The 25,949-nt window shown below is 64.3% G+C and carries 25 protein-coding genes; 9 read left to right on the top strand and 16 right to left on the bottom strand.

What is annotated here, in order from left to right; translation table 11 throughout:
• Positions 1-12 precede the first annotated feature (12 nt).
• Positions 13-693: a methionine biosynthesis protein MetW gene (gene metW, locus GA0071312_RS08665; RefSeq protein WP_083204451.1), complete on the bottom strand. Its 681-nt coding sequence runs from the start codon at positions 691-693 to the stop codon at positions 13-15.
• The gene (metX, locus tag GA0071312_RS08660) at positions 690-1,796 is read right to left on the bottom strand and encodes a homoserine O-acetyltransferase MetX (protein ID WP_238947287.1); all 1,107 of its coding nucleotides are present in this window, start codon (positions 1,794-1,796) and stop codon (positions 690-692) included. Before metX ends, metW begins: the two co-directional genes overlap by 4 nt.
• A gap of 274 nt (positions 1,797-2,070) precedes the next feature.
• On the opposite strand from metX, the gene GA0071312_RS08655 reads away from it, so the two are divergent.
• Complete coding sequence (locus GA0071312_RS08655) at positions 2,071-2,697, top strand: hypothetical protein (RefSeq protein ID WP_074444634.1); 627 nt, start codon at positions 2,071-2,073, stop codon at positions 2,695-2,697.
• A 66-nt stretch (positions 2,698-2,763) separates the two neighbouring features.
• Here GA0071312_RS08655 and GA0071312_RS08650 read toward each other — a convergent pair whose 3' ends face one another.
• A complete protein-coding gene (locus tag GA0071312_RS08650) occupies positions 2,764-3,177 on the bottom strand; it encodes a DUF4168 domain-containing protein (RefSeq protein WP_083204449.1) in 414 nt (137 codons plus the stop codon).
• A gap of 224 nt (positions 3,178-3,401) precedes the next feature.
• Between GA0071312_RS08650 and GA0071312_RS08645 the strand changes: the two genes are divergently transcribed.
• Complete coding sequence (locus GA0071312_RS08645) at positions 3,402-4,007, top strand: RNA polymerase sigma factor (protein WP_083204448.1); 606 nt, start codon at positions 3,402-3,404, stop codon at positions 4,005-4,007.
• A gap of 27 nt (positions 4,008-4,034) precedes the next feature.
• On the opposite strand, the gene GA0071312_RS08640 is transcribed toward GA0071312_RS08645, so the two are convergent.
• The 3 genes from GA0071312_RS08640 to GA0071312_RS08630 form a co-directional block, all read right to left on the bottom strand.
• Positions 4,035-4,778: an RlmE family RNA methyltransferase gene (locus GA0071312_RS08640; RefSeq protein WP_074444633.1), complete on the bottom strand. Its 744-nt coding sequence runs from the start codon at positions 4,776-4,778 to the stop codon at positions 4,035-4,037.
• A 13-nt stretch (positions 4,779-4,791) separates the two neighbouring features.
• Positions 4,792-5,904 carry a Ppx/GppA phosphatase family protein gene (locus GA0071312_RS08635; RefSeq protein WP_238947286.1) on the bottom strand — a complete coding sequence of 371 codons (1,113 nt, stop codon included), beginning with the start codon at positions 5,902-5,904 and terminating at the stop codon, positions 4,792-4,794.
• A gap of 206 nt (positions 5,905-6,110) precedes the next feature.
• Positions 6,111-6,590 (bottom strand): response regulator, encoded by a 480-nt coding sequence (locus GA0071312_RS08630; protein WP_074444632.1) that lies wholly within the window; start codon positions 6,588-6,590, stop codon positions 6,111-6,113.
• Positions 6,591-6,795: 205 nt separating this feature from the next.
• Here GA0071312_RS08630 and GA0071312_RS08625 point away from each other — a divergent pair, with 205 nt between their 5' ends.
• The 5 genes from GA0071312_RS08625 to GA0071312_RS08605 all read left to right on the top strand — a co-directional run bounded on the left by GA0071312_RS08625 (position 6,796) and on the right by GA0071312_RS08605 (position 9,609).
• A complete protein-coding gene (locus GA0071312_RS08625; protein ID WP_074443751.1) occupies positions 6,796-7,995 on the top strand; it encodes an IS701 family transposase in 1,200 nt (399 codons plus the stop codon).
• A complete protein-coding gene (locus GA0071312_RS08620; RefSeq protein WP_074443750.1) occupies positions 7,992-8,177 on the top strand; it encodes a hypothetical protein in 186 nt (61 codons plus the stop codon). Before GA0071312_RS08625 ends, GA0071312_RS08620 begins: the two co-directional genes overlap by 4 nt.
• A 67-nt stretch (positions 8,178-8,244) precedes the next feature.
• Positions 8,245-8,589: a c-type cytochrome gene (locus tag GA0071312_RS08615; protein ID WP_083204447.1), complete on the top strand. Its 345-nt coding sequence runs from the start codon at positions 8,245-8,247 to the stop codon at positions 8,587-8,589.
• Positions 8,590-8,631: 42 nt separating this feature from the next.
• Complete coding sequence (locus tag GA0071312_RS19650) at positions 8,632-8,931, top strand: hypothetical protein (RefSeq protein WP_131817754.1); 300 nt, start codon at positions 8,632-8,634, stop codon at positions 8,929-8,931.
• 42 nt (positions 8,932-8,973) lie between these two features.
• Positions 8,974-9,609, top strand: a complete 636-nt coding sequence (locus tag GA0071312_RS08605) for a phosphatase PAP2 family protein (RefSeq protein ID WP_074444630.1) — start codon at positions 8,974-8,976, stop codon at positions 9,607-9,609.
• On the opposite strand, the gene GA0071312_RS08600 is transcribed toward GA0071312_RS08605, so the two are convergent.
• Together GA0071312_RS08600 and GA0071312_RS08595 are read right to left on the bottom strand one after the other, a co-directional pair.
• Positions 9,601-10,833 (bottom strand): LL-diaminopimelate aminotransferase, encoded by a 1,233-nt coding sequence (locus GA0071312_RS08600; protein WP_074444629.1) that lies wholly within the window; start codon positions 10,831-10,833, stop codon positions 9,601-9,603. The genes GA0071312_RS08605 and GA0071312_RS08600 overlap by 9 nt on opposite strands.
• Positions 10,834-10,985: 152 nt before the next feature.
• Positions 10,986-11,288, bottom strand: coding sequence for a hypothetical protein (locus GA0071312_RS08595; RefSeq protein ID WP_131817753.1), 303 nt, complete (start codon positions 11,286-11,288; stop codon positions 10,986-10,988).
• A 989-nt stretch (positions 11,289-12,277) separates the two neighbouring features.
• On the opposite strand from GA0071312_RS08595, the gene GA0071312_RS08585 reads away from it, so the two are divergent.
• Positions 12,278-14,014, top strand: a complete 1,737-nt coding sequence (locus tag GA0071312_RS08585) for a PHA/PHB synthase family protein (RefSeq protein ID WP_074446019.1) — start codon at positions 12,278-12,280, stop codon at positions 14,012-14,014.
• A 106-nt stretch (positions 14,015-14,120) separates the two neighbouring features.
• The gene (locus GA0071312_RS08580; protein WP_074444626.1) at positions 14,121-14,969 is read left to right on the top strand and encodes a fumarylacetoacetate hydrolase family protein; all 849 of its coding nucleotides are present in this window, start codon (positions 14,121-14,123) and stop codon (positions 14,967-14,969) included.
• A 151-nt stretch (positions 14,970-15,120) separates the two neighbouring features.
• Here the strand turns inward: GA0071312_RS08580 and GA0071312_RS08575 are convergent, their stop codons facing one another.
• The 8 genes from GA0071312_RS08575 to GA0071312_RS08545 all read right to left on the bottom strand — a co-directional run bounded on the left by GA0071312_RS08575 (position 15,121) and on the right by GA0071312_RS08545 (position 25,760).
• The gene (locus GA0071312_RS08575; protein ID WP_131817752.1) at positions 15,121-17,052 is read right to left on the bottom strand and encodes a methyl-accepting chemotaxis protein; all 1,932 of its coding nucleotides are present in this window, start codon (positions 17,050-17,052) and stop codon (positions 15,121-15,123) included.
• Positions 17,053-17,284: 232 nt separating this feature from the next.
• Entirely contained in the window at positions 17,285-19,438 is a 2,154-nt protein-coding gene (locus tag GA0071312_RS08570) for a dipeptide ABC transporter ATP-binding protein (protein ID WP_074444624.1), read from the bottom strand.
• Complete coding sequence (locus GA0071312_RS20295; protein ID WP_238947159.1) at positions 19,431-19,970, bottom strand: ABC transporter permease; 540 nt, start codon at positions 19,968-19,970, stop codon at positions 19,431-19,433. Before GA0071312_RS20295 ends, GA0071312_RS08570 begins: the two co-directional genes overlap by 8 nt.
• Positions 19,970-20,356, bottom strand: a complete 387-nt coding sequence (locus tag GA0071312_RS20290; protein WP_238947158.1) for a hypothetical protein — start codon at positions 20,354-20,356, stop codon at positions 19,970-19,972. The genes GA0071312_RS20295 and GA0071312_RS20290 overlap by 1 nt, the downstream gene beginning before the upstream one ends.
• Positions 20,357-20,366: 10 nt before the next feature.
• Positions 20,367-21,299, bottom strand: coding sequence for an ABC transporter permease (locus tag GA0071312_RS08560; RefSeq protein ID WP_074444623.1), 933 nt, complete (start codon positions 21,297-21,299; stop codon positions 20,367-20,369).
• Between the two features lie 205 nt (positions 21,300-21,504).
• A complete protein-coding gene (locus tag GA0071312_RS08555; protein WP_083204445.1) occupies positions 21,505-23,208 on the bottom strand; it encodes an ABC transporter substrate-binding protein in 1,704 nt (567 codons plus the stop codon).
• 347 nt (positions 23,209-23,555) lie between these two features.
• A complete protein-coding gene (locus GA0071312_RS08550) occupies positions 23,556-25,316 on the bottom strand; it encodes a methyl-accepting chemotaxis protein (RefSeq protein ID WP_074444622.1) in 1,761 nt (586 codons plus the stop codon).
• 141 nt (positions 25,317-25,457) lie between these two features.
• Entirely contained in the window at positions 25,458-25,760 is a 303-nt protein-coding gene (locus GA0071312_RS08545; RefSeq protein WP_074444621.1) for a hypothetical protein, read from the bottom strand.
• Positions 25,761-25,949 lie beyond the last annotated feature (189 nt).

Genomic DNA, 25,949 nt, shown 5'->3' with positions numbered 1-25,949 from the left:
CGTAAAACACGGCTAGCCTTCACCGCCCTGCCCTTCGCCGCGCCGCAGCAGGAACACGCCCTGGCGCCCGATCATGTTCCAGACCCACCAGGGCAAGGGCAGCCGCACCGGGCGGTCGCCGGCATCGAGCGCCACCGCGCGCTCCATCACGGCGCCGACTTCATGACACAAGGCGACGAAATCGCGCATGGTGCAATGGTGGATATTGGGCGTGTCGTACCAGCTGAAAGGCAGCTGCTCGGTGATCGGCATCCGCCCGCGCAGGAGCAATTCGAAACGCACGCGCCAATAGCCGAAATTATGGAACGAGACGATGCCGCATTTGCCGATACGCAGCATCTGCTCGAGCACTGCGCGCGGGCGCAAGGTCGCCTGGATCGTCTGCGACAGGATCACGTAGTCGAACCCGTCATCGGGATAATCGAACAGATCCGTATCGGCATCGCCCTGGACCACGGCGAGCCCCTTGGCCAGGCATTTGTTCACATTCTCGCGGTCGAGTTCGACCCCGCGCGCATCGCAATCGCGCAGATCGCGCAAGAGCGCCATCAGCGAACCGTCCCCGCAGCCGACATCGAGCACCCGCGCGCCCGGCTCCACCATTTCTGCGAGCATAAGATGATCGGGACGCGCACCGGCGGCAGCGAGGGAGGCCTTGCGCGTATCGAAATCGTCCGGTGGCAGCGCGTTCATGCTACCCCCCGATCGCGCGCGGCGGCGTCGATGAATCCCTTGGCGGCGGAAAACATGTCGGGCTCGTCGAGCAGGAAGGCGTCATGCCCCTTGTCGCTCTCGATCTCGACGAAGGAGACCGAGGCGGCGGCGGCGTTCAGCGCCCGCACGATGGCGCGCGAATCCTTCGTCGGAAACAGCCAGTCCGAGGTGAAGCTCATCACGCAGAACCGTGTCGGCGTACCCCGGAAGGCGCGCGCGAGTTTGCCGTCATACTCGGCTGCGAGGTCGAAATAATCCATTGCACGGGTGACGTAGAGATACGAATTCGCATCAAAACGCTCGACGAAGGTCGAGCCCTGATAGCGCAGATAGCTCTCGATCTGGAAATCGGCATCGAAGGAGAAGGTCGGCGCGGCCCGGCTTTGCAGCTTGCGACCGAATTTCTGATGCAATGCCCCTTCGGAGAGATAGGTCACATGCGCCGCCATACGCGCCACGGCGAGCCCCTTGCGCGGTCGGGTGCCGCGTTCGAGATAGCGCCCCGAGGCCCAGCCGGGATCGGCCATCACGGCCTGACGCCCGACTTCGTGGAAGGCGATGTTCTGGGCCGAATGGCGCGTCGCCGCGGCGATCGGCATGGCGGAGAACACCCGCTCGGGATAGAGAGCGGCCCATTCCAGCACCTGCATGCCACCCATCGAGCCGCCGACCACGCAGAGCAGATCGTCGATGCCGAGCTTGTCGAGCAGCATGGCCTGAGAGCGCACCATGTCGCGGATGGTCACCAGCGGAAAATCGACGCCGTAAGGCTTGCCGGTCGCCGGATTGACGGAGGCGGGGCCGGTCGTGCCCATGCAGCCACCGAGCACATTGGCGCAGATCACGAAATAACGGTCGGTATCGATCGCCTTGCCCGGACCGACGAAGAGCCGCCACCAGCCGGGCTTTTCCGTCACCGGGTGGACATTGCAGGCATGCTGGTCACCGGTCAGGGCATGGCAGATCAGGATGGCGTTCTTGCGATCGGGCGCGAGCGTGCCATAGGTCTGGTAGGCGATCTGCCACGGCGAGAGGCTTGCGCCGCAATCCATCTCGATGGGTTCGTCTTCACCGAAATGCATCACGTGGCTCGACGGTGTATCAACCTGCACGCGTGCCAGCGCAGCAAGGGTCTCGAAATCACCGTCAGGCCCGCCGGATGTGCTTTCGGGCGTCGGTTGGCTTACCGTGTCTGTCATGGCGCTTCTTTTGACCGGATTTCGCGCGTGATGCAACGAATTCGTTCGGATTAACGAACATATCGCTGGGGAATGCATTGCCGTTAAGGCTCTTCCGGGCCGTTCCCGCGAACGAGAAATCGCTTTGCAACGAACAGTGCGCGCGCATAATTGCCGCATGCCGGCTCACCCGATTCGCCGCCTCCTGTTTGACCCTCCGCTCCGGCGCGCCAGCGGGCTGTATCGGCTCGCCTTCGCCGGCGCGCTGATCCTCGCATTGCTGCTCGGTGGATGCACGCCAGGCGGGACGCGGGTCGCCGCCTTCGATTCGCTCGATCTGCGGCGCCTCGCCGAGCCCGATGGCGGTGAGGCCTGGCTCGCCCTTCCGATGCGCAAATGGCTGGGCACGCGCAAGCATGTCGGCTACCCGGAAGCCGTGATCGCCTGCATTGCACCCGGCTGCCCCAACCGTCTGGCCGTCGGAATCTTTCGCCTTGAAGGCGATACGGCCAAACGTGCCGAGCGCGATCTGCGCAATCCGCAGGTGCTCGCGCGCGGTCTCGCTGCGCAGGACGACGGCGATCCGGCGGCGCCGGCGATCGAAATCGATATTGCCGCGCACAGCCTGGACGATCTGTCCGGCTTCACGATCAGCATGCGCGCTCCGCAGGCGGATGGCCGGGCCCTCCACGGCGCCGCGATCGGTCGTCGCGAGGGGGCCGATCTGCGGCTGATTCTGGCTGTGGGCGACGATCCGCAGGTCGTGCGTGCGGCGCTCGCCCAGATCCACGCAGAGGCGTTCTGAGCGGGGAATGAAAAAGGCCGGCGGGATGATCCGCCGGCCTATCAGTCCATCAGCGATCGCTGCTGCTTACTGTTCGGACGCTTCAGCGATGAAGGTGTTGATCTGCTGCATCATCTCCGGATCGGCCTGCGCAGCTTCGGCGATGGCATTGTAGCTGTCGACGTCGATGCCGGGCACCGCTTCCACGGCAGCGACCATCTCGTCATTCGCGGCCTGAGCGATTTCCTGCTGCTGCTCCTGCGACTCGGCCGCTTCCATCTGCGGCTGGTAGGTCTGGCTGATCTCCTGGATTTCCAGTGTCGCCACGGCGAAGGAGCGCAGGGTTTCTTCATCCACGTTCGGCGCCTGACCCGGTTCGGGAGCGGTCTGGGCGGTCTGGGCGGCGGCGGGCGTGGAGACGCTGGTCCCGGTCAGGGAGGCGGCACCGAAAGCCATACCCAGGGCGGCAAAGGCGGCAAGCGTGGTACGAGCGAAGTTCATGTCGTAATACCCTTTTTCAGTTTCCGATCGATCGGCGCGCCATGCCCGCACAAACTGTTACGCTTGCCTGCGCAGGATGACGCGTTACTCTTTCAGACAGTCTCGTGGGGGGAATCGTTCCAGGCAGCGCAAAAAAAATTCGCAAGCGTCACTTTTTCGTCGCTTCTGCACATTCCTCTGAGACGGATGAAGCAAGGGCGCCACAGGAGGCGATAGCCGTATTCATGCAGGACACACGCAGCCGAGACATCGCAGACGGGCAAGAGCAGAACCTTGCACGCAATGCGAAGAGCGATGCCCCAGCCACCATGGACGCGGAGCAGAAGCGCCGCCTGGCGCACCGCATCGCCGCCGAAATGCCCGGATTGCGGCGTTATGCCCGCCGGCTGGAACGCAATCCCGAGGAAGCCGAGGATCTTTTGCAGGATGCGCTCGAACGTGCCTTGCGCAAATCCCATGGCTGGCGCGGCGGCAGCCTCGCGGCCTGGCTCCGGCGGATCACCTTCACGGTCTTCGTCAATCGTCGCGCGCGCCCGCAGCGCGAGGAGGCCGATATCGAGATCGACGGCGTGCTGGAAACCGCATCACCCCCGCGCCAGGAAGAGCGTCTCGCCTGCCGCGACATCGCCGATGCAATCGATGCTCTGCCCCGGGAGCAGCGGCTTGCCCTCAGTCTGGCGATGCGGCCCGAGAGCAGCTATGAGGACAATGCGCAGGCTGCAGGCATGCCGGTCGGCACCTTCCGCTCCCGTCTCTCTCGCGCGCGGGAGAAACTGCGCGAGACGCTGACGGCGCCTCACAGCCCTGCCGCAGACTGGCATATCACCTGATCCGGGCGCACTCGCGACGCATGGCGCTCAGCCGGCATCGCCCTGTTCCGCCGCGACCCGGTCCTCACCGCGATAGCCCATCGCGATGACGAAAAGTTCGGCGGAATCGGAGCGGCTGGACGGCGGCTTGAAATGGCGCACATTGGCGAAATCGCGTTTGAGATCGGCGAGAAGCGCTCCCTCCGTGCCGCCGCGCAGCACCTTCGCGATATAGGTGCCGCCCTGCGCCAGGACCGAGCGGGCAAATTCCGCGCCGGTTTCGGCAAGTCCCATGATGCGCAGATGGTCGGTCTTCTTGTGACCGGTGGCGTTGGCTGCCATGTCGGACATCACCACATCCGCCGGGCCGCCCAGCAACGCGACGAGGCGCGCGGGAGCATCATCATCGAGGAAATCCATCTCGATGAATTCGGCGCCGGGCATTGGTTCGATCGGCAGGAGATCGATGCCGACGATCTTGCCGCGCGCCTTTTCACGCTCCGCGCCGCTCTCATCCACGATCCCGATCTTGCGCGCCGCCACCTGCGACCAGCCACCGGGCGCCGCACCCAGATCGACGATGCGCTGGCCGGGTTCGAGGAACCTGAACTTGTCGTCGAGCTCCAGCAGCTTGAAGGCCGCGCGCGAGCGCCAGCCTTCGCGCCTGGCGCGCAGGACATAGGGATCGTTGAGCTGGCGCTGCAGCCAGCGCTGCTGCGAAGGCGTGCGACCGCGCGCCTTCTTCAGCTTCACCTTGAGCGCACGCGGGGGATGACTGCTGTTTTGCGACACGGTTGTTCTTGCCTCAGGCGCGCGCGGGATCCGGCATGGCCGGAACCGGCGCCGGTGAACCGTTGCGCGAACGGCCCCTGCGGCGCCCGCGGCGGCGCTTCCAGACCCCGTCCTCACGCATCAGATTCATCAATATCCCCTCACGCAGACCGCGATCGGCGATGCGCAGACGCGGTGCGGGAAAGGCGCGGCGGATACCTTCCAGAATGGCGCAGCCCGCGAGCACCAGATCGGCCCGCTCGCGCCCGACACAGGGGCTCGCCGCCCGCGCCTCGTAATCGAGCCCGACGAGTTCGTCGAGCACTGTATCGACCTCCGTCGCCGCCATCCAGAGCCCGTCGACCTGGCGGCGATCATAGCGCGGCAGGCGCAGATAGATGCCGCCGACCGTGGTGACGGTGCCGGAAGTGCCGAGCAGATGAAAGTCCGGCGCCGCCGTAGCCGCCCCCGCAGCCAGTGCGAAGGGGGTCAGCATCTGCGAGACTTCCTCGACCATGCGCTCGAATTTCTCCGGCCCGACCTCCACACCGCCATGGCGTTCGGCCAGGGTGATGACGCCGACCGGGAGTGAATCCCAGGCGCGAATGCGCTTGCAGGGATCGGCGAGCGGCGAGCGGGCCTGGCCGTCGAGCCAGGCGATTTCGGTGGAGCCGCCGCCGATATCGAAGACGATCACCGAATGCGCCTCGGGATCGGCCAGCGAGGCGCATCCCGTCACGGCGAGGAAGGCCTCGGTGCGCCGATCGACGATCTCGAGCTCCATGCCGGTCTCGTCATGCACCCGCTCGATGAAGTGGTCGGCATTGCGCGCCATGCGACAGGCTTCCGTCGCGATCAGCCGGGCGCGGTGGACGCCGCGCGCATGCATCTTGTCGCGGCAGATCAGCAGCGCTTCGATGGTCCGGTCGATGGCGTTGTCATTGAGCGTGATGGCGCTGGCGAGCCCCTCGCCGAGGCGCACGATGCGCGAGAAGGCGTCGATGACACGAAAGCCGGCGCGGGCGGGTTCGGCAATGAGCAGGCGGCAATTGTTCGTGCCGAGATCAAGCGCCGCATAGGCCGCGCCCGATCGCCTGTTCCGGCGATGCGCCCGATGCTCCTGCGTGTTCTGCCCCGTCGACTGCACAGCCGCACTGTCGAAGTTCAGAGTCCCTTCCGCCTTTGCACCTGCGCCGAATGCACCAGTGTCCACCGCCAAGGTTTCATCCTCGCGAACTCCACATCCGTCACGGGGGAGTTCTTCAACTTGGCCCACATGGTAACAGTGCAGCCGGCGAAATGCCAAGAACAATAAATCGCGAACGGCCCTCCCGGTTCCGCACGCGACCGCGATCAGGCCGCCACCTTCTGGGGCAGGGCATCGGTCGCGCGTGCCACCGGGCGCAGCAGTCCCTTGACCTGGATATAGGGGCGCGGGCGGTTGATCACCTCGTCGAGGCGCGACCACAGGACCTTGGGCGAGAACGGTTTGGCGATGATCTCGTTGACGCCCAGCGACACGGCGCGATCGACGACATAGCGCCGCGGCTTGCCCATCATCACGATGATCGGGATGCTCGGTGCCGGCGAGGTGGTGGGCGTGCGCGTCAGGCGGATGAATTCCTCGCCCGAGAGAATGGCGAGATCCCAGTCGAGGATGACGAGATCGGGCTTGCTTTCCGAGAGCACGCCGAGCGCCTCGGCCCCGTCCGGCGCCTCGAGCACGCGCTTGATCCCGACACGCGTCAGCATGTCGCGCAGGATGCGGCGGATATAGAGGCTCTCATCGACGACGAGCGCGGCGAGATCGGGGAAAGTCGGTGTGGCGATCATGCCGGGTCACACACCCTTGTCTACGCAAAACACATTGCACGATACGGCTTCGACTTTGCCAGATGGTAAAGAAGAACGCATAAACTTCGCCCGTCACCCGGCATGAACCCGGTTCGCGGTTTGCAGGCCGTTAGGTCGCCGCTAGTACTACAGTTGCGTATTCCTTTGCATTCTGATTCTGTGTCCGAATCAAGGAGGTTCGGGCATGGGTATTTCGGACTGGTCTGGAACATCGGTGAACTGGGCGGCGGCGTTGGTGGCTTTCAAGCAAGCGCTGGCGCCGATTTTTCCGCGTGTGGAAACATGGCGATCGGCAGGGGCCTTCATTGATGGTGTGCTGTCCGGTGTCGAACGCAAGACGGGCTGGATGCTGGCGGAGCAGGCGGGTCTTCAGCGTCCCTACCGGATCCAGTCCCTTCTCGGTCGAAGCAGTTGGGACAGTGATCAGCTTTGCACCCTCATCCGCGATCAGGCAGTCGATGCGTTGGGGGACAACGGCGTTCTGGTCATCGATGAGACCGGTTTCGTGAAGAAGGGCGATCGCTCGGTCGGGGTGGCGCGTCAGTATTCCGGAACTGCCGGCCGGATCGAGAACTGCCAGATCGGCGTTTTCTGCGCCTATGCCAGCCGCTACGGCCAGACATTGATCGACCGGCGGCTGTATCTGCCGAAGGCTTGGGCGGAGGATATCGAGCGTCGTCGGCGTGTCGGGATTCCCGACGACATTGCCTTCTCCACGAAGCCGGCCATCGCCCGCGAGATGATCGCAAGCGCTCTCGATAGCGGCCTGCAATGTGCGTTCGTACTCGCCGATTCAGTCTATGGAAGCGATTACACGCTTCGCCGAATGCTGGAGGATCGCGGGCAGCCGTATGTTCTCGCGGTCCGATCCAACCAACACCTGCGCTTCCTGCAGGCCGACTGGGGCCTGATCCAGACAGATCCGGCAACGATTGCGGCGGAACTTCCCAAGAAAGCCTGGACGGCGCTCAGTGCGGGCGAAGGTGCCAAGGGCCCCCGTTTGTATCATTGGGCACGGGTCTCATTGGGCTGGGCCACGCCGGAGGGGTTCGAGAGGTGGCTTCTCATGCGCCGTAATCTGCGCAATCGCGATGAAATCGCCTACTACTTCGCTTTCGTCCGAGAGGGAACGAGCCTTGCCGACATGGCAGGCGCTGCCGGGTTGCGATGGACCATCGAGGAATGCTTCCTGCGTGCCAAGGACGATCTTGGCCTCGATCATTGCGAGGCCCGCTCCTGGCATGGTTGGCACCGACACATGGCCCTCGTCATGGCCGCAGCCCTGGTCCTCGCACAGATCGCCGCAGAACAACGAAAGACCGCCTACGCCACCGATGCTGAGAGCAAACGGGACAAAACGAGTCCGGACCGAACAGCCGCATGACCGGCGCCATTGCCGGGCTGATGTCCACCTCGGAAATCCGCCGCCTGATCGCACGCCTCATCCTGACCGAACCTATCGCCACCGCATTCATATGGGCATGGTCCCTCTGGCGAAGGCAGCATCAAAAACAGGCGGCCATCAGCCACAGGAAACGACGCAGGAAGAATAAAAAGCAACTGTAGTACTAGGCTGGCGGATGATTCGCCGGTCGGGTGCCGGCTCACGTCGCGATCGCAAAAGGAGTGCTCCATGCAGGTTCATGACGAAGGCCGGAAAGCCCGGATGATGCAGGCGCTCTACGGCACGCTCGCCGCGTCCGCCCTGCTCGTCACCGCCAGCATGCCGGCCATGGCCGATGCCCTGCAGGGCGAAGTCATCGCCGAACGCTGGTGCGCCTCCTGTCATCTGGTCGGGCCGGGGCAGGATGTCGCGAGCGACCAGATGGCGAGCTTCATGCAGATCGCGCAGCGCGACGATCTCACAGCGGAAAATCTGGGCGCTTTCCTGCGTTCACCGCACCCGCCAATGCCGGATCTTCAACTCACCCATAACGAGATCCGTGCGCTGATCGCCTATATCGAAACGCTTGAATGAGCCGGAAACAGTTCAGCCGGGAAAGCGGCAGAAGCGATCCTGATGAGCGCGCGCCCCGGCACTGAAGGCGCCTTGATCAGGCTTCAAGGCGCAACCCTGTGCGGAACCTTGCCGCCCCTCCTGCGCGAGCCGACGCGCCGCAGCGCGCATGTCATGCGCTGCGCGCGGGACATGGCGGGCCGGACCGAGTGCGGCGCGCAACACGGCCTGATCCGTTTCGGTGATTTCGGGCGTTTGAACCAATATCGGCATGTCGTCCTCGATCAACCTGCGTTAACCATCCCCCGACTCAATAACGGCTTTCTGTTTCGGCGGTTCCAGGGCACCTGCAACAAACCGTAACATAGTGTGAGGCCATGCCTCGCGACATCGTGGTGAAACCGGATGCGGTCCAGTCTTCCTGCCCTCGCCCTGTTCCTGCTGCTGGTTGCCGCGCTCATCCTGCCGGGACTTCGACCGTGGCTGCTGGCATTCGACCAGTTCCTGCCGGTATTGCTGCGCGACGCGCAGGGTTTGCCGCGCGGCCCCGACTGGTTCAACGAGATGGCGAGGGACGTCTCGGCTCTGGGCAGCATGACGGTGCTGATCGGCACCGGCCTGCTCGTCATCACGGCCCATTGGCTGCGGGGTGCCGGGACGCAGGCCTTGCGCGTCGGCATCGCCCTTTTTGGTGCCATAGCGCTGAACACGGCGTTGAAGGCCCTGATCGCGCGCCCGCGACCGGATCTGTTCGAACCCGCGACGCAGGTTTTCACCAACAGCTTCCCGAGCGCCCATGCGATGATCTCCGCAACGCTGGTCACGATCATCGCGCGGGATCTGATGGCGGCGCAGGACAAGGTCGCGCCGGCGCGTTTCATCGCGGGAAGCGCCGCGCTTCTCGTCGTGCTGATCGGCCTGAGCCGGATCCATCTCGGCGTGCATTGGCCCAGCGACGTCCTGGCCGGCTGGGCGCTCGGCTTCGCCTGGGCACGCCTCGCGGGTGAGGCCTGTCGGCGCGCGCTGCCCGGGTCAGGCTGAAGCAGCCCCTGTTGGCGCAGATTGCGGGGCAATGTTGTCGAGCGCCTTGTCACGATCCTCGAAGAAGCGGCGGATATTGCGGGCGGCCTGGCGGATGCGCTGCTCGTTCTCGACCAGCGCGATGCGCACATATTCGTCGCCATGTTCGCCGAAGCCGATCCCCGGCGCCACCGCGACGCCGGCCTTCTCGACCAGCAGCTTGGCGAATTCCAGGCTTCCCAGATGCCGGAACCGCTCCGGGATCGGCGTCCAGCAGAACATCGACGCGCTCGGGCGCGTCACCGGCCAGCCCGCCTTGGCGAAGGATTCGACGAGCGCGTCGCGGCGCTTGCGGTAGATGGCGCGCATGTCCTCGATATAGTCGTCGGGTCCGTTCAAGGCCGCCGCCGCCGCCACCTGCACGGGGGTGAAGGCGCCGTAATCGAGATAGGATTTCACCCGCGCCAGGGCCGCGAGCAGGCGCTCGTTGCCCACAGCGAAGCCCATCCGCCAGCCGGCCATGGAATAGGTCTTCGACAGCGAGGTGAATTCCGCGGCGATATCCATGGCGCCGGGCACCTGCAGCACCGATGGCGGGGGGTTGTCGTCGAAATAGACCTCGGCATAGGCGAGATCGGAGAGCAGGATCAGTTCATGCTTCTTGGCGAAGGCGACGAGATCACGGTAGAAATCGAGCGAAGCGGTACAGGCCGTGGGATTGGCCGGGTAGCATACCACGAGCGCAATCGGCTTGGGCACGCTCAGCCGCATGGCGCGCTCGACTGCGTGGAAGAATTCGGGCGACGGCTCCGCCGGCACGTTGCGCACGACGCCACCGGCCATCAGGAAGCCGAAATTGTGCAAGGGATAGCTCGGATTGGGCACCAGCACCACGTCACCGGGCGCGGTGATGGCCTGCGCCATGTTGGCAAAGCCCTCCTTGGAGCCGAGCGTGGTGACGACCTGCGTCTCCGGATCGAGCTTCACGCCGAAGCGCCGGGCGTAATAGGCGGCCTGGGCCTTGCGCAGACCGGGAATGCCCTTGGAGGCGGAATAGCGATCGGTACGCGGCTTGCCGGCAGTCTCGGCCAGCTTGGCCACGACATGCGCCGGTGCGGCGAGATCCGGATTGCCCATGCCCAGATCGATGATGTCGACACCCTCGGCCCGCGCCTTGGCCTTGATCTTGTTGACCGGCTCGAAGACGTAGGGCGGCAGGCGTTGCGTGCGGTAGAAATCGTTCATGATCGCGTATCCGTTCGGGGCGCATCCGGGCGAAATCCGATTCGCGCATGGGCAGATCGGCACCGTCTGCATAGCATCTCGCCGACCCGCTTGCATCGGCGATTTCCGCCTGCCCGCCGATTACGGCGAGAGCACGGCTTTCTGGCGGGTTATCAGGGACGTGCGGGTTCGATCGCCGGATCGAAATCGGGCAGCGGCTCGACGATGACGGGCTCGGGATCAGGCAGCAGGGTCATGCGGCGGGTCTGTGCGGCGCGCGCGGCCTGGCTCTCCTGCAGGCGGCGAAGATCGTCTTCCATCTCGACGAGCTCTTCCTCGGTCCGCGGCTCATTCGTCACCCGGTCGATCGACCGGATCGGGGCATAGGCGAATTCACCCGGACGGGTTCCGGCGATGAATTCGGGCGCCTCGCGCTCCGCCTCGCCGACCCCGGTTGCCACGAAGACATCACGCACGGGATTCAGATCCCCCGCACAGCCGCCGAGAACCAGGGCGCATGCGAGCGCTGCAGCGGCATGGCATATCCGCCCGGATTGCCTGGGCCTGTCAGGCCGGGTGTGACGGCTCGGGCCGGATGTCATCGTCGCGTAATCCTCAACATGATGCATGATGCCCGGTCGGGACGGGATCAGGCAGCGCCCTCCCGGCATAGCACTACCCTCCGTCGAGCCGGGAACCGAAAGCGGAATGACACGTAATCCTGAACTACGCCTTTACCGGGTCTAGCCGACAGCATAGCGCACAGGTTACGATGTCGAAAGAATGGCGGATCCTTTTTGAGGATAAAGCTGCCTGGGGAAGGGGAGTGAGCACCGTGGCCGACAACCGGACGACCAGAAGCGACAGCCCGGCACCTGCCCGTGACGTCGGAAAATCCCGATCGAGCCGGAGCAAGCCCATATCGGGCGCGGCGGGTCACGAACCCGCCAATGGCGCCGCACCGCCTGCAAAAGCGGCAAAATCCGCTCCGCCTGCTTCCACCGCAAAAACCGGGACGGGATCGGCAAAAACGGCAAGCAAGACGGCAGCGCAGAACAAGGCGGCCAAGCCCACAACGAAGCCCAGAACGAAGCCCGCAGCGAAATCGGCAAAGACGGCATCTGCAGAAACGTCATCCGCACGGCCATCGACACGGACACCGGCCAGAACGGCGCCCGCTGCCCCTGCTACGCGCAAACCGGGCGCAGAAGCGCAATCTCCCGGCAAGGCCGCCGACAAATCTCTCAGCGACACGGCAAACGGCGACACGGCACAAGTCGCCGCAAAGGCACCACGTCCCGTGAACGATCCGACGCCGCCCCCGGCGCCGACCTCCAGGCGTACCGATCAGGCCGCATCAGCGGCGAAATCCGATTCCGGGCGCAAGACGACGTCCGCAGATGGCTCGCAAGCCGCACACGAGCAAGCAGTTGCCTCCCCCGACCTCGAAGCGCTGACACGCAACATGGCCCGGTTCTACGAGGAAGCCGGCAAGGCAACGGCGGCCTATCTCAAGCCGCTGGAGGAACGGCGCGGCCATGTCGGCGCCGCAGACGAGATGAGCGACATGGTCAAGACGCTCGTCCAGGTCACAGAGAAATGGCTCGTCGACCCGCAGAAGGCGGTCGAGGCACAAAGCCGCCTCGGGCTCTCCTTCATGGATATCTGGGCGAATTCGCTGCGCCGCATGCAGGGCGAGGAGGTCGCGCCTGCAATCACCGCCGATCCGAAGGACGGGCGCTTCAAGGATGAGGACTGGTCGACCAACGCCTATTTCGACATGCTCAAACAAGCCTATCTCGCCACCTCGCGCTGGGCCGAGGACATGGTCGACGAGGCGGACGATATCGACGACGAGACCCGCCAGAAAGCACGTTTCTACGTGAAACAACTCGCCGGAGCGCTCTCGCCCTCGAATTTCCTCACCACCAACCCGGAAGTCATCCGCGAGACCTTCAACGAAAGCGGCGCCAATCTGGCGCGTGGCATGAAGATGCTCGCGGAAGATATCGAGGCCGGCCACGGCGAGTTGAAGATTCGCCAGACCGATGCCAGCAAGTTCAAGGTCGGTGAGAACATGGCCAACACCCCTGGAAAGGTGGTGTTTCGCAACGATCTGATCGAGCTGATCCAGTACACGCCGACCACGGAGAAGGTGCTCGCGCGCCCGCTCCTGATCGTGCCGCCCTGGATCAACAAGTACTACATCCTCGATCTCAACCCGGACAAGAGCTTTATCCGCTGGGCGGTCGCGCAGGGGCTGACGGTGTTCTGCATCTCCTGGGTCAATCCGGACGAGCGCCACCGCGACAAGGGCTTTGCCGATTACATGCGCGAGGGCATCTTCGCCGCGCTCGAACAGGTGGAGACGATTACCGGCGAGCGACAGGTCTCGGCCATCGGCTATTGCGTCGGCGGCACGCTGCTCTCGGTGGCGCTGGCCTATATGGCCGCCAAGGGTGACGACCGGATCGCCTCGGCGACCCTGTTCACCACGCAGGTGGATTTCACCCATGCGGGTGATCTCAAGATCTTTGCCAACGAGGAGCAGATCCGGGCTGTCGAGGAGAATATGGAAGCGCGCGGCTATCTCGATGGCGGACGCATGGCGGCTGCGTTCAACATGCTGCGTCCCAACGATCTGATCTGGCCCTACATCGTCAATAACTATCTCAAGGGCAAGGATCCCTTTGCCTTCGACCTGCTTTACTGGAATTCCGATTCCACCCGGATGCCGGCGGCAAACCACTCGTATTATCTGCGCAACTGCTATCTCGAGAACAATCTCTCGCAGGGACGCGCGGAGCTCGAAGGCGTGCGGCTCGATCTCTCGAAAGTGACCATCCCGATCTACAATCTGGCCACGCGCGAGGATCATATCGCCCCGGCCAGATCGGTCTTCGTCGGCTCGGCCTGTTTCGGCGGCCCGGTCGAATACGTGCTCGCGGGTTCCGGCCATATTGCGGGCGTGGTCAACCCGCCGGCGAAACCGAAATACCAGCACTGGACCAACGGTCCGCCGGTGGGAACGCTCGAAGACTGGATCGCCGGCGCCACCGAGCATCCGGGCACCTGGTGGCCACACTGGTTCGAATGGGTGCGCGAAAAGGACCCGCGCGAGGTTCCCGCGCGCGAACCGGGCGGCGGCAAGGTCGAACCGATCTGCGATGCACCGGGCACCTATGTGCTGATGCGCGCCTGAAATCCCCGCGTGATGGGATTTCCTCACGGCGGAGCAATCTGTTGCGCACCTTGTCTTCGCGGCCTCGCGCACGCATGATCGCCGCGAGGAAACCAAGAGGGTCCAGATGAAACTCGTACGTTACGGCGAACCCGGCGCAGAAAAACCGGGACTGATCGATGCCGAGGGCGCGATGCGCGATCTTTCGGCGCATATCGACGATATCGGGCGCAAGACGCTCGATCCGGCGACGCTCACCAGACTCGCCGCGCTCGACCCGGCCTCGTTGCCGATGGTGCCGGCGGGGGCGCGAATCGGCCCCTGCGTGGCGGATGCGCGCAATTTCGTGGCGGTCGGGCTGAACTTCGCCGATCACGCTGCGGAAACGGGTGCACCGATTCCGGCCGAGCCGATCCTGTTCAACAAGGCGCCCTCCTGCATCGTTGGCCCCAATGACGACGTGGTCATTCCCAAGGGCTCACAGAAGACGGATTGGGAGATCGAGCTTGCCATGGTCATCGGCAAGCGCGCCTCCTATGTGGCGGCGAATGACGCGCTGGCTTATGTCGCGGGTTTCTGCATCTGCCACGACGTGTCGGAGCGTGAATTCCAGATGGAGCGCGGCGGTACCTGGTCGAAGGGCAAGGGCTGCCCGACCTTCGGCCCGCTCGGCCCCTGGCTGGTGACGCCGGACGAGATCGCCGACGTGCAGGATCTCGGCATGTGGCTCGACGTCAATGGCGAGCGCATGCAGACGGGTTCGACGAAGACCATGATCTTCGACTGCGCCCAGCTCGTCTCCTATATCTCGCATTTCATGATCCTGGAGCCCGGCGACGTGATCACCACGGGCACGCCCCCCGGCGTCGGCACCGCCATGAAGCCACCGCGCTATCTCAAGGCCGGCGATGTCGTCACCATGGGGATCGACGGTCTCGGCGAACAGCGCCAGGACGTGAAGGCCCATCAGGGCTGACGGGTCCGTCTCCGGCCCTGTCTTCGCAATAACCTGAAAGACGAAGCCCCCGCCTCTTCACGAAGCGGGGGCTTTTCCTGCTGACGGAGGACTGGAGCGTGTTCCGATCTGACAGAGTCAGGCCGGGCGCGCCAAGTGATTGGTCGACGCGTCATGCGGCTGCGACGCGTTCGAGGAATGTGTCGATGGCGCGGCGCAGCTTCTGCGTTTCGTCAGTGGCGGCATCGGCGGAATGCAGAACATAATCGGCAGAGCGGTTGGTCTCGCCGGTCGACGCCTTGACGCTCTCGATATGCCCGGCGACCTGGCGGCTCGACTGGGCCGAGCGCTGGACGTTGCGGGTGATCTCGTCGGTGGAGGCGCCCTGCTCCTCAACAGCCGCGGCGATCGAGGTGGTGTGTTCCGAGACCTCCTTCATGATCCCGGCAATCTGCTCGATATTGGACACGGCATCCTTGGTCGAACCCTGGATCGCGCCGATCTGCCCGGAGATTTCCTGCGTCGCTTTCGCCGTCTGATCGGCCAGGTTCTTCACCTCCGCCGCAACGACGGCGAAGCCCTTGCCGGCCTCACCGGCGCGCGCCGCCTCGATGGTGGCGTTGAGCGCGAGCAGGTTGGTCTGCTCCGCGATCTCCTGGATCAGCCCGATCACGTCACCGATGCGCTGCGCGGCGTCGGACAGGCTCGCCACCTTCGTATTGGTGTGATCAGCGGCCTGCGTGGCGCGACCGACCACCTCGGTGGTCATGCCGACGGCGCGGGCAATCTCGTTGATGGCGCCGTTAAGGCTCTCGGCGGCTTCGGCTGCGGTGGCGGCGTTGCTGCTCGAATCCTCTGATGCGGATGCCGTCTGCTCGGTCAGATCCGCCGTCTGCGAGGCGATCATGGTGAGGTTATGGGCGGTGTCACGCATCTGCTGCATGTTGCCGGTGACGCCTTCCAGCATGGCGCCGACGGAGTCGCGGAACTCCGCGATCAGCGTCTCCACCGCGCGCTGGCGCTCCGCCCGCTCCAATTGCTCCTTCTCGCTCTCCGAGGTGAGGCGCTCGCGCTCGATGGCGTTCTGGCGGAAAATCTCGACAGCGCCCGCCATGGCGCCGATCTCGTCGGAACGCTGGCGACCGGGTACGGTGATCGTCGTATTGCCATCGGCCAGTTCGCGCATGGCAGTCGTCATGGCCACGACCGGATGGGAAACCGAACGCCCGATCACGAAAGCAATGGCGATACCGAGCACGGCGAGCAGCGCCGTGGCGGCGATGGTCATCGTCACCACCTGCATTGCAGCCGCCGCTGTGCCCTCACCGATTGCATGCGCATCCTGCGAGGCACTCGTCACGATATCCGAGGTCAGCCCGGCAATGATCTTCTCGCTTTCACCCAGCACATCCGCGCGCATGACGGCGAGTTCGTCGGACACCTCCATGCCGCGCAACATCGATGCCTGATAGATTTCGAGATTCTCGGCAATGGTGGCGAGCCAGTTCTTGCGCGATGCATGTGTCGTGTTTTCGTGCAGTTCCGTCGCCAGGTCGAGCGCGCGACCGGCCGTCATCTCGGCCTGGTTGCGGGCCTGATCATCGCCCGTCAGATAACGCGCGAAGGCGGCCTGGGAGACGAGGCCGAACTGAAGCGCCCGCGAGCCTTCGTTCGAGGTGTCGAGATCGCCCTCGAGTGAAGCGGAATAGACGAGCTGCCAGACCGCCTCGGTCACGGCGGCCATGGCCGGCTCCACCTCATCGGCCACGATGCTGCGCAATTGTGAATCCATGGCGAAGAGCGAATCGATCCCGCGCTCGAACTCGTCATAGGTCATGACGATCTGCGTGAGCATGGCGCGGCGCTCGTCAGATGATGTGGCTTCCACGGCGTCCATGATCTGACTTCGGACGCGATGGCTCACGTCGGCGATCATCTCACGGCGCTCCTCGTCCGGCGCCGAAAGTTCGTCGCGCGCGAGGACGAGCATGCGGGTGAAATCCGCCGAGAGGGTTTCCGCGCGCTGCGTCTCATTCGCGATCGTCCGGTAATCGGCGAAGTCCTGGTCGAGCCGCAATGCATTGAAGATCGCGAACCCGGCCATGCCCACGGCCAGTATCAGAATGGCTGCGAATCCGATAGCGATACGCCCGCGCAACCCGAGGCGCGTGACGTTTGGCAGGCGGGGCAAAAAGGAAGTGAATCGCACAGTCTCGGTTCCCATGGCGTTTGTCGGTTGCACACAGGAGAGCAAATAAACCTTAAAAAAAGTTATTCGTTACGTACGGAAAGATATAGACACAATCAAAAATAGAAAGAGACTTCCCTAGAGTCACTTATTGCGGTGCAAAATCATTTCCGTCATGGCGCAGCGACCCGGATCGGGCCTGCGCCTTTCGAAATACCGGCTCCATCCGCTCCAGCGCGTCCAGCGGAATATGGCAGGCGATGCGGTGGCCGTTGGCGCGCGCGTGGACCGGCGGACGCTCGTCGTCACAGATCCTGCCCAGCTTGTGCTGACAGCGCGTGGCGAAGGGACAGCCCTTCGGCGGATCCAGCGGGCTCGGCAAGGCGCCTTCGAGCACGATCCTCGTCTTCTCGATCTGCGGATCGGCCACCGGCACGGCGGAGAGCAGCGCCTCGGTATAGGGGTGATAGGGCGGTGAAAACACGTCCTCGACGCGGCCCTGCTCCATGATCTGCCCGAGATACATCACCACCACCCGGTCGGCGAGATAGCGCACCAGCGACAGATCGTGGCTGATGAAGATCAGCGTGGTGTCGTGATCGCGCTGGATATCTGTGAGCAGCCGCGTCACCGCCGCCTGGACCGAAACGTCGAGGGCGGAGACAGGCTCGTCGGCGATCACCATGGACGGATTGCCGGCGAAGGCGCGGGCAATGCCGATGCGCTGCTTCTGCCCGCCGGAAAGCTGGCGCGGCATCCGGCGGGCGAAATCACGGGGCAGCTTCACCAGATCGAGCAGATCGTAAACGCGCTGCCGGATCTTCGCACGGTCGGTCTCGACCCCGAATTTGCGGATCACCCGGGCGATCTGCGCACCGACGCTCTGGCTCGGATTGAGCGTGTCATTGGGATTTTGAAAGATCATCTGCAAGGCGGCGATCTGCCTTTGCGAGCGCGCCGTCACGGCGCTCTCGGCAATATCGTCGCCCTCGAAGATGATGGCCCCGTCGGTCGCCGTCTCGAGCCCCATCAGCACTTTGGCGAAGGTGGATTTGCCACAGCCGCTCTCGCCCACGATCGCGACCGTCTGCCCGCGGCGTGCCTCGAAATCAAGCGCCTCATTGGCCTTCACCCAGCGTACCGAGCGTCCCGCAATCAGCGCGGCCATGGAACGGTCGTAGACGGGATAGTATTTCTGCATCCCCTCGACGGCGAGCACAACATCGCCCTCAGGCACAGCTGCGGCCTCCGCGCCCGGCGCCGCGTCGGGGATGAGCGGGGGTGCTTCATCGACGGCATCGAGGCGCAGGCAGCGGGCGCGATGGGCCGCTTCCCCGGCGATCCCCGTATCGATCATCGGCACATTGCCGACATCGCAGGTCCCCGGCTCGAACCAGGGGCAGCGCGGACCGAAATTGCAGCCCTGCGGGCGCTCATGGGGCTGCGGCAACTGCCCGGATATGGCCGTCAGGGGCCGCTCGTCGCGTCCTGCCACGGGGAGCGGGATGCAGCCGAACAGGCCCCGCGTATAGGGATGGCGCATGTGGGTGAAGACATCCCCGACAGTGCCCTCCTCCACCACATCGCCGGAATACATCACGCTGACACGGTCACAGACCTCGTGCACCAGGCCGAGATTGTGGCTGATGAAGAGGATCGCGGTGCCGAACTTGCGCTTGATCTCGCCGATCAGTTCGACGATCCCCGCCTCGACCGTGACGTCGAGCGCAGTCGTCGGCTCATCGAGGAGCAGCAGCGAGGGGTTGGCGAGCAGCGCCATGGCGATGACGACACGCTGCTGCTGGCCGCCCGAAAGCTGGTGAGGATAGGATGCCATCAGCCGCCCGGTATCGGCCAGACGCACGTCCTTGAGCATGCGCGCGGCGCGCTCATGCGCCTCCCGCTCACCCACGCCCTCGTGGATCATCGGCACTTCCATGAGTTGGCGGCCGATGGTCATGGACGGGTTGAGTGCGGCGAAGGGCTCCTGATAGACCATCGCGATCTCGGCCCCGCGCAGGCTGCGCAGTTCCGCTTCATCCATGCCGAGCAGGTCGCGCCCCTTGAAGCGCATCGTACCCCCGGTGATCGCCCCGTTGCGCCCCATATAGCGCATGATCGCATTCGCCACGGTCGATTTGCCGCAACCGCTCTCCCCCACCAGCGCAACACTCTCGCCGGCGGCGATGGTGAGATCGAAATCCGCCACGGCGGGAATCTCTCCCGCGCGGGTACGATACGAGATCGACAGGCCCTCGATGGCGAGAACGGGCTCGATCTTGTCGGTTCCGGCATCAGTCATTGAGCGAGATCTCCCGGATACCGTCGGCGAGCAGGTTGAAGCCGAGCACCAGCGAGGAAATGGCGATGACGGGGAAGATCGTCATATGCGGCGCGAATGTCGCCATCGAGCGCGTCTGGTTGACCATGCCGCCCCAGTCGGGATCGGGCGGTGGCAGGCCAAGCCCGAGGAATCCGAGCACGCCGATGGTGATGATGGTGTAGCCGAGCCGCAGGCAGGCATCGACGATCAGCGGCCCGCGCGCATTGGGCAGGATCTCCACGAACATGATCCGCAGGGTCGATTCCCCGCGCGTCTGGGCGGCGGCGACGTAATCGCGGTTGCGCAGGTCGAGCACGAGGCCGCGCACGATGCGCATGATCCCCGGCGCGCTGGCAAAGATCACCGCCACGACGATGTTGAATCCCGAGGCGCCGAATGTGGTGATGATCACCACATAGAGCACGAGAATGGGAAAGGAGAGAATGATATCCGAGATACGGCTGAGAACGTCATCGATCCAGCCGCGTTTGTAACCCGCAACCAGCCCCATCACGATCCCGACCGCGAAGGCGCAGGCGGTGGCGAGGGGGCGTAGAACAGGACCGTGCGCGATCCCCAGATCACGCGGCTGAGGATATCGCGACCCAGATGATCCGCGCCGAGCCAGAAGGTCCCGCCCTCCGGGTGTTCGGTGAACGGCGTGGCAAAGGGCAGCACCTGGGCATTGGGATCGTAGGGGGCGAGCCAGGGCGCGAAGATCGCCACCAGCACCCAGAAACCGACGAGGCCGGCTCCGATCATCGCGACGGTGCTCTCGCGCAGCAGCTTCAGCGCCCCCCACAATCCCGGGACGATGCTGCGCGCAGCAGCCAAGAGTGGCGGCGCCGGCTTTAGTGGTTCGGCGGAATCGATATCCGGAGGACGATGTTCGTTCATGCCATCCTCCTCACGCGAACCGGATGCGCGGGTTGAGCCAGGTATAGCCGATATCGGCGACGGTCTGCGTCGTCACGGCGACGAAGACGGCAACCATGGCGCAGGCCTGGATCAGGAAGATGTCCTGATTGAGCGAGGCCTCCAGCAGCAGCGCGCCGAAACCTTTGTAGGCGAAGAAGAATTCCACCACGATCACGCCCGAGAGCAGCCAGTTGATCTGCAGCATGATCACCGTGAACGGGGCGATCAGCGCGTTGCGCAGGGCGTGGCGCATGATCACCTGCCGATAGGGCATGCCCTTGAGGATGGCGGTGCGGATATACGGCGTCTGCATCACCTCGGCCATGGAGGCGCGGGTCATGCGCGCGATATAGCCGAACCCGTAGAGCACCAGCACCGTCACCGGCAAGACCAGTTCGATCGGTCGGAAACCGTCCGTCATGCCGCTCGTGCCCGGCAGCCAGGACAACCAGAAGACGAAGAGGAATGTCAGCAGAACCGCGCTGGCGAATTCCGGGATCGAGGTGGTGATGATCGCCGTGACGGAGAGCGAGCGATCGAGCTTCGAACCCTCCCTCATGCCGGCCAGAATGCCCATGATCAGCGCCAGCGGAATCATCACGGCGAAGGTGACGCCGCCCAGGATCGCAGTGTTGATCAGCCGCGGCACCAACACCTCGGCGACAGGCACGCGAAAGCGGATCGACTCGCCGAAATCGCCGGTGAGCATGTTGCCCAGCCATTCGAGGTAACGCACGAAGACGGGTCGGAAATAGCCGTTTGCCTCGAGCCAGAGATTGCGCTGCTCGTCGGTCGTGTACGGCCCCAGCACCTTCACCGCGACCGCCTCGCCGTTTACCTCGAGGAGCAGAAACAGCAGGATGGAAACGGCGAGCATGGTCAGGATCATGTATCCCGCACGCCTTGCGAGAAAGATCAGCATGAGCGGGATTTCCTGATGGATATTGCTGCCCGAGCGCCGCCTTCATGAAGCACGCACCAGACCTCCCTCCCCGGCGGGGAGGGATTGAGGGTGGGGAGAAACGCGCGCGTCGCACTCCCCCGTCGAAGATTTTGCACCGGGGCCACCCCACCCTTGATCCCTCCCCTGAGGGGAGGGAAATCGCGCGCTTCTTGCAAGATGCGCATCAGGCTTCGAGCCACACCGTTTCGAAATGGTGTTCCTCCGCCGGATGGTGGGAATAGCCCTTCACGCGGGGGCTGCCGGCTGTGTGGATCGAGCGCCAGTAGGGCTGCACGAAGACCGCATCCTCCTGCAACATGGTTTGCAGCTGCGCCATGATCTCGCGGCGGGCATCCACATCGAGAGTGGCCTCGGCCTCGTCGAGCAGCGCATCAAAATCCGGATTCGCGTAACCGGATTCGTTCCACGGCACGCCGGAGCGATAGCCGAGGCTGAGCACCTGCGTGCCGAGGGGGCGGTGCGTCCAGCTGGTGAAGCCGAAAGGCGTGGTCGTCCAGCGGTCCCAATAGGTGCCGCCCGGCATGATGTTGACGCCGAGATTGATGCCGGCAGGACGCAACATCTCGACCAGCGCCTCACAGGTATTGGGCTCCCAGGTCGGCTGGGCGACGCAGTCGATGGTGATCTCGAGCCCGTCCTCGTAGCCGGCCTCGGCGAGCAATTCGCGGGCGCGATCATAATCCTGCTGCGGTGCGCCGATATCGGCGTATTCGGGATGGATTTGCGCGACGTGATGATCCTCACCAGGAACGCCGAGCCCCTGATAGGCGATCTGCAAGAGCCGGTCGTGATCCACACAGGCCTGGATCGCGCGGCGCACACGCGGATCGTCGAAGGGCGCCTCATCGACCTTCATGCGTGCTACACCGGTTTGCGCGGTCTGCGCTTCGTAGATCACCATGGACGGCATGTTCTCGGCTGCCGGCATCTGCTCCACATTCAAACGGTAGAGCAGATCGACCTGATCCGAAGCCAGAGCCGCGAAGGGCGCTGCCGGGTCGTCGCCGTGGTCGATATAGTCGATCCCGTCGAGATAGACCTCGCCACCCCACCAGTCATCCTCGCGGCGCGCGAATGTGGCGCGTTCACCGACGGCGAAGCGGGTGAGTTCGAACGGACCGGTACCGATCGGCTCATCAGCCCAGTTGCCGCCCTGGAAAGAGCGGTGGGCGATCAGGGCGGGATAATCACCCATGCTCTCGGGGAAGGCAAGGAAGGGCACGCGCAGATTGAACTCGACCGTATGGTCATCGATCTTGCGGATGGCGCCTTCCGCCATGCGCGAACCGTCGTCGTTGCTCTCGCGCAGGGCCGAGAAGCGTCCGTAATTGGACGAGCCCACGCCCGGATCCATCCAGCGCTCGAAATTGGCGATGACGTCATCAGCGGTGAAATCGTCACCATTGGACCATTTCACGCCGCGGCGCAGATTGAAGGTCCAGCTGCGCAGATCCTCCGACGCGCTCCAGCTCTCTGCCAGATGCGGCACAGCAAGATTGTCACTGGAAATGCGCACCAGCGGCTCGAGCACGTGACGCAGGGTATTGCCCTTCTCCGACCAGTCGATCGTGGCGGGATCGGAGATTTCCTTGATGTTCATCGAGACGCGCAGCACGCCGCCGCGTTGCGGCGTGCCGTCCTGGGCCTGCGCACGCGGCACGAAACCGTCACCGGTGATCTTGCCAGCCATGCCGTAGGCGATTCCGGCAGAGAGGCCGAGCAGCGTCGCCGTACGCAGGAATTCACGGCGGCTGGCCTTGCCCTGACCGAGCGCATCCGCGAGTTTCGGCAGTTGAGGATGGTGTTCGGCGAGTTGTGCGCGCTCATTCGCATCGAGACGCTCGGTATCGGGGGTCTTCCTGGTCATCGTCGTCCTCTTTACCGTCAGCTTCTGCCCGTCAGATCGTCATCGATCCATGCCGGGCGGTCTGATCCTGTGTCTCGTGAGCCGGACAGAGCGAACGCCGGATGGCGCGCAAACGTCGCAACAGCCGAATCCGGAAATCCCGGCTGGATAAGCGTCTTGGTGACGCGGCAAATCATCACCGCGACGGACACGGTCGCTCGACTACGTGAGACGTCGAAGGTGGTGATGCGCCAAAATCAGGTCCGACGCGTCACCACCCATGACAAGAGGATAGCGCCCCGGGAGACTGTGTCAAATTCGGGGCAGATTTGCGGAAACCCGGCAGCCAGACGGGATGCAGCAGCTGCTCAGACGGCTTTTGCCGTGGTTCCCGGCCTGGATTCGCCTTCCCGGGCATCGCCCTGCGCCTCGCCCTTGCCGACGATCGCGCGAAGAAAATCATCGACCGCCCCCTTGAGGGAATCGGATTCGCGCGCCAGCCGCTCGGCAGAGTTCTGCACGCGATTCGCCGCATCGCTCGAGTGCTCGGCGGAAGCGCGCACCCCGTCGATGCTCTGCGAGACCTCGTGCGTACCAGCCGATGCCTGCTGCACGTTACGTGCGATCTCCTGCGTGGCCGAACCCTGCTCTTCCACCGCCGCCGCGATCGCCCCGGCAATGCCGGCGAGGCTGGAGATGGTCTCGGCGACGCCGGTGATCGATTCGGCGGAGCCCGAGGTGGCAGCCTGGATATCGGCGATCTGGCCGCTGATCTCCGTCGTCGCTTTCGCGGTCTGATCGGCGAGGTTCTTCACCTCCGCCGCCACGACCGCGAAGCCCTTGCCGGCCTCGCCGGCCCGTGCCGCCTCGATGGTGGCGTTGAGCGCGAGCAGGTTGGTCTGGTCGGCGATCTGCTCGATCAGGGCGACGATGTCGCCGATGCGCTGGGCGGTATCGGCCATGGTGCGCACCTGCGTCACGGTGCCGCTCGCACGATCCTGCGCCACGCGGGAAATCTCCGTGGACTGGCTGACCTGGCGGCCAATTTCGTCCACCGAGGAGGCCAGTTCCTCGGCAGCGGCCGCGACCATGCCGACATTGGCCGAGGCCTGCTCAGACGCTGCCGCGACACTGGTGGCGCGCTCGCGCGATGTCTGCGAGGCGCCGGTAAGGGCCTGCGCGGCCTGTTCGAGCTCGGCGGCGGCTTCCGCGACACCATTGACGATGGAGCCCACCGCTTCCTCGAACCGCGCAGCAAGATCCTCCGTCGCCTTGCGGCGCTCGACGGCCAGCACAGCCTCGCGCTCCTGCTCCATCCGGCGATCAGCCTCGGCCTTCGCGGCGAGGGATGCGCGGAAATCACCGATGCCACGGGCAATCGCACCGACTTCGTCGCGGCGCTTCATGCCGGAAATCGCGATGTCGAATTCGCCGGAAGCGAGCCGGCGGATATCCGCGACGCTGCGATGCAGGGGACGGGCAATGCCGAAATGGGCGATGGCGAGCCCGGCCAACGCACCGCCGAGGATGCCCGCAAGTGCAATCGCCACGAGCATGGACACCGTGTTCGTCGCAACAGCACCGGCACGGTCGGCCACTGCGGCGCTCTCGCGATCGGTGTGATCCGTGAATGCGGCCAGACCTTCGCGCAGCTCTGCCATGAAATTGCGATTGCGATCGATCGTCCCCAGCACGTAGAGCTGGCTCTCGACGATATCCGATGTCGCGAAGGTCTCGGCCATGTCGATGGTTTCGCGCACACCCTCATGGTATTGACCGTAAAGCCGCGCGACCTCTTCCAGCAGCGCGGCCTGGGCGGCATCGGCGCTCGCCGTCAGTGCATCGAGTTCGGCGCGGAAGGCGGCGTCGGCCTCCTCGATCGCAGGGATGATCATCGCCACGCGCGAGGGGTTGGAGGCGATTTCCATCTCCGCGCGCGAAAGTTCGATCGCGTTCTCGCTCAGCGCCCCGGCGCGGCGCACCTCACCGGTCTTGCCATGGATTTCCTGCGCACCCTGCGCGAGCGTGTCGAGACCCTGATAGGCTGTGAAGGCGATGGCGAGCGTCGCGATCGCCATCAGGAAGACGATTGCGACCGCTTTCAGCGAAACGGATAGTCTGGCAAGCATGGTAACCCCCGGCAGGAGAATTGGCCGACCACCGAGTTATCAATCAATGCTTTACCGGAGCTTACGGCCACGCTGCCCGAATTGCGATTCATCGCAAATTCCTCTAGGGAAGCCACCAATCAATGTGAAGTATCGACCTGTTCATCGGCGAGGCCGTCGCGGATTCCCATCGGCATCGACACCGCCGTAAGCCTTGTCGTCTTCCTCCCGCTCCGGCAGGAGCATCACCGCAGTGCCGATCGCCGCACCGGCAAATGTCGCCGAGACGCTGAGCGTCAGAATCGCCACGGCCAGAAGCGCGACATCGGAATTGGAGACCAGCGTCCACAATCCGCGCAGATCGAAAGCAAGGGCCAGCACCACGAATGCCACGCCGAGCAATGCACCGAAGGCGCCGTTGAGAATGAAAAGCCTGATCAGTGGCTTGCGGTACAGTTCGCGCATGGCGATACCTTTCTCCGAACGATTTCAGCATAAGGCAACGCACATGCAGGGGAAGATGACGCATCGCCGCTGGCATTTGCGCGCATCATGACCCTCCCCGGTTACCCCTTGCGATAAGCCGCCGCAGGCATGCTAGGATCATTCCTGTGACGCCGGGGAAGACGGCGGGCCGACCTGCAACGACCGGAC

It is taken from the genome of Saliniramus fredricksonii (assembly GCF_900094735.1).
Classification (GTDB): domain Bacteria; phylum Pseudomonadota; class Alphaproteobacteria; order Rhizobiales; family Beijerinckiaceae; genus Saliniramus; species Saliniramus fredricksonii.
This window is presented reverse-complemented; position numbering and strand designations above follow the sequence as displayed.

Bases quoted from the DNA above. Each gene is read 5' to 3' on its own strand.
- metW (WP_083204451.1), bottom strand. From the start codon at position 693: ATGAACGCGCTGCCACCGGACGATTTCGATACGCGCAAGGCCTCCCTC.
- metX (WP_238947287.1), bottom strand. From the start codon at position 1,796: ATGCATTTCGGTGAAGACGAACCCATCGAGATGGATTGCGGCGCAAGC.
- GA0071312_RS08655 (WP_074444634.1), top strand. From the start codon at position 2,071: ATGCCGGCTCACCCGATTCGCCGCCTCCTGTTTGACCCTCCGCTCCGG.
- GA0071312_RS08650 (WP_083204449.1), bottom strand. From the start codon at position 3,177: ATGAACTTCGCTCGTACCACGCTTGCCGCCTTTGCCGCCCTGGGTATG.
- GA0071312_RS08645 (WP_083204448.1), top strand. From the start codon at position 3,402: ATGCAGGACACACGCAGCCGAGACATCGCAGACGGGCAAGAGCAGAAC.
- GA0071312_RS08630 (WP_074444632.1), bottom strand. From the start codon at position 6,590: ATGATCGCCACACCGACTTTCCCCGATCTCGCCGCGCTCGTCGTCGAT.
- GA0071312_RS08625 (WP_074443751.1), top strand. From the start codon at position 6,796: ATGGGTATTTCGGACTGGTCTGGAACATCGGTGAACTGGGCGGCGGCG.
- GA0071312_RS08620 (WP_074443750.1), top strand. From the start codon at position 7,992: ATGACCGGCGCCATTGCCGGGCTGATGTCCACCTCGGAAATCCGCCGC.
- GA0071312_RS08615 (WP_083204447.1), top strand. From the start codon at position 8,245: ATGCAGGTTCATGACGAAGGCCGGAAAGCCCGGATGATGCAGGCGCTC.
- GA0071312_RS19650 (WP_131817754.1), top strand. From the start codon at position 8,632: ATGAGCGCGCGCCCCGGCACTGAAGGCGCCTTGATCAGGCTTCAAGGC.
- GA0071312_RS08605 (WP_074444630.1), top strand. From the start codon at position 8,974: ATGCGGTCCAGTCTTCCTGCCCTCGCCCTGTTCCTGCTGCTGGTTGCC.
- GA0071312_RS08600 (WP_074444629.1), bottom strand. From the start codon at position 10,833: ATGAACGATTTCTACCGCACGCAACGCCTGCCGCCCTACGTCTTCGAG.
- GA0071312_RS08585 (WP_074446019.1), top strand. From the start codon at position 12,278: ATGGCCCGGTTCTACGAGGAAGCCGGCAAGGCAACGGCGGCCTATCTC.
- GA0071312_RS08580 (WP_074444626.1), top strand. From the start codon at position 14,121: ATGAAACTCGTACGTTACGGCGAACCCGGCGCAGAAAAACCGGGACTG.
- GA0071312_RS08575 (WP_131817752.1), bottom strand. From the start codon at position 17,052: ATGGCCGGGTTCGCGATCTTCAATGCATTGCGGCTCGACCAGGACTTC.
- GA0071312_RS08570 (WP_074444624.1), bottom strand. From the start codon at position 19,438: ATGACTGATGCCGGAACCGACAAGATCGAGCCCGTTCTCGCCATCGAG.
- GA0071312_RS20295 (WP_238947159.1), bottom strand. From the start codon at position 19,970: ATGGGGCTGGTTGCGGGTTACAAACGCGGCTGGATCGATGACGTTCTC.
- GA0071312_RS20290 (WP_238947158.1), bottom strand. From the start codon at position 20,356: ATGAACGAACATCGTCCTCCGGATATCGATTCCGCCGAACCACTAAAG.
- GA0071312_RS08560 (WP_074444623.1), bottom strand. From the start codon at position 21,299: ATGCTGATCTTTCTCGCAAGGCGTGCGGGATACATGATCCTGACCATG.
- GA0071312_RS08555 (WP_083204445.1), bottom strand. From the start codon at position 23,208: ATGACCAGGAAGACCCCCGATACCGAGCGTCTCGATGCGAATGAGCGC.
- GA0071312_RS08550 (WP_074444622.1), bottom strand. From the start codon at position 25,316: ATGCTTGCCAGACTATCCGTTTCGCTGAAAGCGGTCGCAATCGTCTTC.
- GA0071312_RS08545 (WP_074444621.1), bottom strand. From the start codon at position 25,760: ATGCGCGAACTGTACCGCAAGCCACTGATCAGGCTTTTCATTCTCAAC.